Origin of the sequence: Streptococcus sp. D2 (assembly GCF_006385825.1) — a bacterium.
In the GTDB taxonomy this organism is placed as follows: domain Bacteria; phylum Bacillota; class Bacilli; order Lactobacillales; family Streptococcaceae; genus Streptococcus; species Streptococcus shenyangsis.
The window spans coordinates 1-9953 of sequence record NZ_VFSI01000023.1; the positions used below are offsets into that span (position 1 = coordinate 1).

A 9953-nucleotide genomic window follows, 5' to 3' on the forward strand; every position below is an offset into this window, starting at 1 on the left:
AGGAGGAGGAACATATCCACCAGGTACTAAGGTAGAAATCCCAGGTGAAGATGGAAACACAATTACTGTTGAAATCGGTAAAGATGGTTCAGGTAAAGTACCAAATGACAAACTTCCTAAGAAAGCTATCCCAGGTACAGGAACAGTAACAGAACCGAACAAGAAACCATCACAACCAGTGGATGTAACAACACCAGCTCGTAAGACACCAACACTAGATGTTGAACAAGATCCTAAGACAGGTGATGTTATAGTAACACCTAAGAAACCAGATGGCTCAACATTCCCACCAGGAACTACGGTAGAAATCCCAGGTGAAAATGGTCCAATCACTGTTGAAATCGGTCAAGATGGTAAAGGTAAAATACCAAATGACAAACTTCCTAAGAAAGATGTCCCAGGTACAGGTAAGATTACAGAACCAGGTAAACCAGCTGTAGAAGTTCCTAATGTAACAACGCCAGCTAAGGTCACACCAGAAACACCAGAAACTGAAAAACCAGGTAAGATTGAAATTACTCAACAACCAAATGGAAATGCGATTGTAACGCCTAAGAAACCAGGAGGAGGAACATATCCACCAGGTACTAAGGTAGAAATTCCAGGAGAAAATGGAACAACAATCACAGTAACAGTTGGCGACAATGGTTCAGGTGAAGTACCAAATGACAAACTTCCTAAGAAAGCTGTCCCAGGTACAGGAACAGTAACAGAACCGAACAAGAAACCATCACAACCAGTGGATGTAACAACACCAGCACGTAAGACACCAACAGTAGAGTTGGAACAAGATCCTAAGACAGGTGACGTTACAGTAACACCTAAGAAACCAGATGGCTCAACATACCCGCCAGGAACTAAGGTAGAAATCCCAGGTAAAGATGGTAACCCAATCACAGTAACAATCGGTGAAGACGGTAAAGGTAAAGTACCAAACAGTGAATTACCAGACGGTAAAGTTCCAGGTACAGCTAAGATTACAGAACCAGGTCAACCAACAGTTGAAGTTCCTGATGTAACAACACCAGGTAAAGTCACACCATCAACACCAACAGATACAAATCCAGTTGCACCAGTGACACCTGATATGCCAGTCAAACCTGATACTAATGGAAATTCTGGTCAAGATAAACCAGCACCAGCTACTCCAACTCCAAATGCAGTTACTCCGAATGCAAATCAGGTAGATACTAAGACTACTGTTGATAATGGAGCTAAGTCAAATGATTCTCAAAATGTATTGCCAAATACAGGAACAGAATCAAATGCGACTCTTGCATCTCTAGGACTTCTTGGACTATTGAGTGGATTTGGACTTGTAGCTCGCAAGAAAAAAGAAGACTAAAAATTTAGTCAAAATATGAACTGTTCATTGTTAAGTGGACGATGAATAGAAAAGATTAAACAACGGCTTTGTTCCTCGTTTTAAGAGGTACAAGGCCGTTGTTGTGTTTTTGGAAAGTAGATGCTAATCTTTGTACTAAGAAGCTCTCAATTAGATACGCTATTAATTGGGATATGGAGTGAGTCATTTGTTACCATTAAATTTTTTAGGTGATTATTTTTTACTATTAAAAATGACGATGAATTATCTGATATGATAGGTGGTTACAGATTTATTTTAAAGCTGGAGGGTTTGTCTATTCAAAAATACAATATAATAACATTTTATGTATAGTTAAACAATTTATCCTTTATTCTATGGAATAAAACAGTTTTGTCTTGTGTAAATATATTAAAAATGGTATAATCGAGCTGTGATAGCTGTGATGTGTAAACATGCTCATCATAGTAGGCTTCATGGGTGCGTTACTATAAGAAGTGTAGCCATGAAGAATACTTTTAATTTGATTTTGTGTTTTAACATAAGGAGGAACAATGGAAAATAAATCAAATTCGCTCAATAGAATCAAGCGCCAGCAACGTGAAAAAGTTTTGCGCTATTCTATTCGTAAATATAGTTTTGGTGCAGCTTCAGTTGCTGTTGCAGCGCTGATGTTTTTGGGTGCCCGCGTTGCGAGCGCGGATAGTGTGCTTCCAAACGCTCCACAATCTAATACGGCTAATGCGGGTCTAGTGAACCCTAAAGATAAGGTCGATTCGCCTGTGGATGTTGCAGAATCTACTGACAACAAAGTAGATACAGAAAATCAAGCGCTTACAACTGCTGCACCTAGCGCGTCTACAGTTGATAAAGCCAAGTTGAAAAAAGTAGTTGAAGAATTAAATGCTCTTCTTTCTACTAAATTAAACCTTGACGACTCAGTAGTATCGCCTGTCAAAGACAGACTTCAAAAAGGGAAAGAAGCCCTAGAAAGTTCTGAGCTAGCTCAAAAGGATATCGATGAACTTGTAGAACTCTTGTCTAAAGATGTGACAGTCGTATCAGCTGCTAAGGAAGCAACTGAGGTTCAAGTAGATAAACAAGTAGCTAAAACTGAGAAGCAGGCTGAAAAACCAGCGAGCCAAACTTCTCCTGAAGTAAGCGCAAGCGAAGAGAGTCAAACTGTATCAGCTAAAAAAGATACTTTGAAAGTATCTGTTGAACAATTGCAGGCAGCTGTTTTGGAATTGCCTGAGCATGAGACTAGCAAAGAAGTTCTTGAAAAAGCCAATGAACTATTGGGCTTGGCTCAAGGTGTTCTTGAAAATACAACAGTTTCTCTGAACGATGTTGAAGATATGACAAAACGTGTGAAGAGAATGTTTAACTCTGTTAAAAACGCTACAACACGTTTGACTTCAGGTGCTCGTGACTCACGTAATGGCAAGAGCATGGGTCAAGGAACAAACTTTAGAGCAAATGGTGAAATTAATCAAGGTGCTTTAACTAATGTTAAATATTTTGCTTCTGTCGATCCGAGAGAGAACGGTGGACGAAGAACAATAAATGATAATCCTGAGTTTACTAGAAATAAGACTGATATTAAGGCAACCTATGTACAAGATAGTGAAGGTAAATGGATCGTCTATGATGTCTTTTTCAATAACGATGGGAAAAAGATGACGACAAGTTCATACCAACAACAGTATTATTTCCAAGCACCATTTAATATCATGGATCCTTCTAATACAGTAAGAGATTTAAGGTTCACACGTTATAGTCCTAAGAATCCAAATGCTAGTAAAAAACTTTCTGATGGATTTGAAGCGTTTAATCAATATGGGAACACAGCTTATATCTCAAATCCATGGGGACAACAATACAAAATTTTTAATAATGATGGATACTCATTTTACGATCCAAGTTCAGGGGTAACTCGTAATGATCAAAGAAAGGATGTATTTAAGAACAACGAAAATGATCCTACATTAAACACACTTACGAAAGATAAAAATGGAAATTATCCTAAATTATCATATTATTTAGGTGTCAAATTAGGAAGAGAGAGTACAAACTATGCTGTGCATATGCATGCTAAGATTAAAATAAGAGATAATGTGACTCCTCAAGAAGCAGCTCAATACGGTCGTGTCTATGCAGCCTCAACAACATCAGGATGGACTACTAATCAGTCTTATATTATGGGGGCAACAGGTTCTCGTTTACAAAATGATCCAGAAGCACCAAAAGATCCAATTAAAGGTTTAACCGTTACAAAAACAGTAGGAGATAACGCAGGAGATCCAATAAACCCTGTATCTTCAGGTTATGTTACACATAAAAATGGGAAATCATTCCCTGCAGGTATGAACTGGACTTGGGCAGGTGATCGTTCACCAAGTACAGCACAAGCAGGGGTATTCAAGTATACTTCTATTGCGACTTATAAAGACGGTACTAAATCAACTGATGCAGGTTCTGGTTCAGATGGAACAGTTACATTAAACGTTAAACCAAAACAACCGACGATTACAACGAGTGTTGAACATAAAAAAGGTTTACCAAATCAACAAATTACTGTAAATGTTGGAGACGGAGTACCAAACGGTTCGACAGTTAAACTTTATGATGGTAATAGAGTTATTGGAACTGGAACAACTAATGGACAGACTGCTACAGTTACAGTTGCAGAAGCTTTGCCAGGAAATCCTATTAAAGCTGAAACAGTAGTTACTAATAATAATGGAACAGTAACTTCTGATAAAAGTAATCCTGTTACTCCAACAGAAGCACCAGATAACCAACCACCTACATTAACAATCTCACCAGCTAGCCAAAACGTAGTAGAAGGTCAACAAGTAACCTTCACAGTAACAGCAAGAGACGATAAACATGTTAATTTTGATCCTAGTGATTTAACAACGAAATATAGTAGTAGACTTATTACAGGGAATGTATCTGCAACTCCATTAACAAACACGGATACTGAACAATCAAGACGAATTACAATTACAACAACTGCAGAAGATGTTGGTAAAACGAATACGATTACATTTAAGGCTACTGATAATGCAGGTCACGCAGCTAAACCAGTAACATTTACTTTCACTGTAACATCTCGTGACAAGATAGCTCCAACAATTACAGCAGGTGATGCTACAGTAACTAAAAACGAACCAATCACGCCAATTCCTGTAACAGCTGTAGATAATCCAGGTGGAGTTGGAATGCGTGATAATAATCCAATTGAGGTAAGCAATTTACCACAAGGATTAAAATATGAAAATGGCAAAATTACAGGTACTACGAATGCTAAGACAGGATTCTATACTGTAAAAATTAAAGCATATGATAAAAATAATAATTCTTCAGAAAAAACAATAAGAATTACTGTTCAAGATCAAGCTAGCAAATATAATCCGACAGGAGACACGTTAACTGTAAACCAAGGTCAGCCAATCACAGATGATGCAGTAAAAGCAAAAGTGAAGAACTATGCACCAGGAACATTAACGGTACAAAGTAAACCAACTTCAACTGCAACAGCAGGAAATGCAGGAAATGCGGTTGTAAAAGTAACCTATTCAGATGGATCAAGTGATACTGTAAATGTACCAGTTACAGTAAAAGACGTAACAGGACCAACAATCACAGCCAATGATACAACTGTAACTAAAAACGAGCCAATTACTCCAATCCCTGTAACAGCTGTAGATAATACAGGTGGTGTTGGAATGCGTGATAATAATCCAATTCAGGTAAGCAATTTACCACAAGGATTAAAATACGAAAATGGTCAAATTACAGGTACCACGAATGCTAAGACAGGATTCTACACTGTAAAAATCACAGCGTATGATAAGAACAATACGGCATCAACTAAATCAATCAGAATTACTGTTGAAGAGCAAACTAACAAATACAACCCAACAGGCGATTCATTGACAGTAAACCAAGGTCAAGAAATTACAGATGAAGCAGTAAAAGCAAAAGTAACAAATTATGGCCCTGGAACATTAACTGTAGAAAGCAAACCAACTTCAACTGCAACAGCAGGAAATGCAGGAAATGCTGTAGTTAAAGTTACATATCCAGATGGATCAACTGATCGTGTAAATGTACCAGTTACAGTAAAAGACGTAACAGGCCCAACAATTACAGCAGAAAGCGCAACAGTAACTAAAAACACACCAATTACACCAATCCCTGTAACAGCTGTAGATAATACAGGTGGTGTTGGAATGCGTGATAATAATCCAATTCAGGTAAGCAATTTGCCACAAGGATTAAAATACGAAAATGGTCAAATTACAGGTACTACGAACGCTAAGACAGGATTCTACACTGTAAAAATCACAGCGTATGATAAGAACAATACGGCATCAACCAAATCAATCAGAATCACTGTTCAGGATCAGTTATCAGGAACAATAACAGAAAAAACTGTCCCAGAAAAAACACCTGTCCCAGCAAATACTAAGGTAGTAACACCAAATAGACCAGGTACAACGATTACAACAGATAAACCAGTAAATGGTTTAACAGTTGATAACGGCGGAAATCTAGTAGGAACACCAACAGTAGACAATTGGGAACCAAAAGAAGAAGAACGCACAGTAGAGATTCCAGTTAAAGTGAAGAATGGTGATGAAGAAGTTGTAGTGGATGTTCCAGTTACAATTCAACGTGATACAGATGGAGACGGCATTCCAGATGTGACTGATCCAGACGATGACAACGATGGAATTCCAGATACAGAAGATGCAAATCCAAAAGTAGCTGATAAATTAACAGGAACAGTAACAGGAAAAACTGTACCAGAGAAAACACCTGTCCCAGCGAATACTAAGGTAGTAACACCAAACAAACCAGGTACAACGATTACAACAGATAAACCAGTAAATGGTTTAACAGTGGATAATGGCGGAAATCTAGTAGGAACACCAACAGTAGACAATTGGGAACCAAAAGAAGAAGAACGCACAGTCGAAATTCCAGTTAAACTGAAAAAAGGCACAGAAGAAGTTGTAGTTAAAGTTCCAGTTAAAATTCAACGCGATACAGATGGAGACGGTATTCCAGATGTGACTGATCCAGACGATGACAACGATGGAATTCCAGATACAGAAGATGCAAATCCAAAAGTAGCGGATAAATTAACAGGAACAACAGTAGAAAAAACTGTACCAGAGAAAAAACCAGTACCAGCAGGTACTAAGGTAATCACACCAAACAAACCAGGTACAACGATTACAACAGATAAACCAGTAAATGGTTTAACAGTTGATAACGGCGGAAATCTAGTAGGAACACCAAAAGTAGATAATTGGGAACCAAAAGAAGAAGAACGTACAGTAGAGATTCCAGTTAAACTGAAAAAAGGAACAGAAGAAGTTGTAGTTAAAGTTCCAGTTAAAATTCAACGCGATACAGATGGAGACGGTATTCCAGATAAAGTAGATTCAGATGATGACAACGATGGAATTCCAGATGAGGAAGAAATCAAAAATGGAACAAATCCAAAAGTAGCGGATAACTTAACAGGAACAGTAACAGAAAAAACTGTACCAGAGAAAAAACCAGTACCAGCAAATACTAAGGTGATAACACCAAACAAACCAGGTACAACGATTACAACAGATAAACCAGTAAATGGTTTAACAGTTGATAACGGCGGAAATCTAAAAGGAACACCAGAAGTAGACAATTGGGAACCAAAAGAAGAAGAACGTACAGTTGAAATTCCAGTTAAACTGAAAAAAGGCACAGAAGAAGTTGTAGTCAAAGTTCCAGTTAAAATTCAACGTGATACAGATGGAGACGGTATTCCAGATGTTAAGGATCCAGACGATGACAACGATGGAATTCCAGATGAGGAAGAAATCACAAATGGAACAGATCCTAAGACACCAACAACTCAAACTCCTACAATCGAAATTACTCAACAACCAAATGGAAATGCGATTGTAACACCTAAGAAACCAGATGGAAAACCATATCCACCAGGAACTAAGGTAGAAATCCCAGGTAAAGATGGTAACCCAATCACAGTAACAATCGGTGACAATGGATCAGGTGAAGTACCAAATGACAAACTTCCTAAGAAAGCTGTTCCAGGAAAAGGAACAGTAACAGAACCTAATAAGAACCCATCAAAACCAGTAGATGTAACAACACCAGCTCATAAGACACCAAAACTAGAGTTGGATCAAGATCCTGAGACAGGTGACGTAACAGTAACACCGAAGAAACCAGATGGTTCAACATTCCCACCAGGAACTAAGGTAGAAATCCCAGGTGAAAATGGTCCAATCACAGTAACAATCGGTGAAGACGGAAAAGGTAAAGTACCAAACAGTGAATTACCAGACGGTAAAGTACCAGGTACAGGTAAGATTACAGAACCAGGTAAACCAACGGAAGAAGTTCCAGTTGAAACACCAAGTAAGATAATACCAGGTGCTCCAACAACAGAACAACCAGTTGAGATTGAAATTAATCAAAAACCAAATGGTGATGCAGTAGTAACGCCTAAGAAAGAAGATAGAAAACCATACCCATCAGGAACTAAGGTAGAAATCCCTGGTGAAGATAAAGATGGAAACCCAATTACAATCACTGTTACGATTGGCGACAATGGTTCAGGTGAAGTACCAAATGACAAACTTCCTAAGAAAGATATCCCAGGAAAAGGAAAAGTAACAGAACCTAATAAGAAACCATCACAACCAGTAGATGTAACAACACCAGCACATAAGACACCAAAACTAGAGTTGGAACAAGATCCTAAGACAGGTGACGTAACAGTAACACCTAAGAAACCAGATGGATCACCATTCCCACCAGGAACTAAGGTAGAAATCCCAGGTAAAGATAAGGATCACCCAATCACAGTAACAATCGGTGAAGACGGAAAAGGTAAAGTACCAAACGCTGAATTACCAGAAGGTAAAGTACCAGGAACAGGTAAGATTACAGAACCAGGTAGACCAACAGAAGAAATTCCAGTTGAAACACCGGCTCATAAGACACCAAAACTAGAGTTGGAACAAGATCCTAAGACTGGAGACGTAACAGTAACACCGAAGAAACCAGATGGGTCACCATTCCCATCAGGAACTAAGGTAGAAATCCCAGGTAAAGATAAAGACCACCCAATCACTGTTACAATTGGTGAAGACGGTAAAGGTAAAGTACCAAACACTGACCTACCAGAAGGTAAAGTTCCAGGTAAAGGTAAGATTACAGAACCAGGTAGACCAACAGAAGAAGTTCCAGTTGAAACACCAGCCCATAAGACGCCAACACTAGATGTTGAACAAAATCCTAAGACAGGTGATGTTACAGTAACACCGAAGAGACCAGATGGTTCAACATTCCCACCAGGAACTAAGGTAGAAATCCCAGGTAAAGATAAAGATCACCCAATTACTGTTACAACTGATGACAATGGTAAAGCTAAAGTACCAAACACTGACCTACCAGAAGGTAAAGTTCCAGGTAAAGGTAAGATTACAGAACCAGGTAGACCAACAGAAGAAGTTCCAGTTGAAACACCGGCTCATAAGACACCAACACTAGATGTTGAACAAGATCCTAAGACAGGTGATGTAACAGTAACACCGAAGAGACCAGATGGTTCAACATTCCCACCAGGAACTAAGGTAGAAATTCCAGGTAAAGATAAAGACCACCCAATCACAGTAACAATCGGTGAAGACGGTAAAGGTAAAGTACCAAACACTGACCTACCAGAAGGTAAAGTTCCAGGTAAAGGTAAGATTACAGAACCAGGTAGACCAACAGAAGAAGTTCCAGTTGAAACACCGGCTCATAAGACACCAACACTAGATGTTGAACAAGATCCTAAGACAGGTGATGTAACAGTAACACCGAAGAGACCAGATGGTTCAACATTCCCACCAGGAACTAAGGTAGAAATTCCAGGTAAAGATAAAGACCACCCAATCACTGTTACAATCGGTGAAGACGGAAAAGGTAAAGTACCAAACAGTGAATTACCAGAAGGAAAAGTCCCAGGAACAGGTAAGATTACAGAACCAGGTAGACCAACGGAAGAAGTTCCAGTTGAAACACCAGCTCATAAGACACCAAAACTAGAGTTGGAACAAGATCCTAAGACAGGTGACGTAACAGTAACACCGAAGAGACCAGATGGATCAACATACCCACCAGGAACTACGGTAGAAATCCCAGGTAAAGATAAAGATCACCCAATCACAGTAACAATCGGTGAAGACGGAAAAGGTAAAGTACCAAACAGTGAATTACCAGAAGGTAAAGTTCCAGGAACAGGTAAGATTACAGAACCAGGTAGACCAACAGAAGAAGTTCCAGTTGAAACGCCAGCTCATAAGACACCAACACTCGATGTTGAACAAGATCCTAAGACAGGTGATGTAACAGTAACACCGAAGAGACCAGATGGTTCAACATTCCCACCAGGAACTAAGGTAGAAATTCCAGGTAAAGATAAAGATCACCCAATCACAGTAACAATCGGTGAAGACGGAAAAGGTAAAGTACCAAACAGTGAATTACCAGAAGGTAAAGTTCCAGGAACAGGTAAGATTACAGAACCAGGTCAACCAACAGTTGAAGTTCCAGT

The 9953-nt window shown here is 39.0% G+C and carries 2 protein-coding genes; both read left to right on the forward strand.

Translation table 11 applies throughout. The annotated features are described in order from the left end of the window. Positions 1-1345 (forward strand): LPXTG cell wall anchor domain-containing protein (locus FJR73_RS10060; protein WP_140834734.1); only part of this gene is annotated, 1345 nt, incomplete at its 5' end. A 533-nt stretch (positions 1346-1878) separates the two neighbouring features. Then, positions 1879-9953 (forward strand): Rib/alpha-like domain-containing protein (locus tag FJR73_RS10065; protein ID WP_140834736.1); only part of this gene is annotated, 8075 nt, incomplete at its 3' end.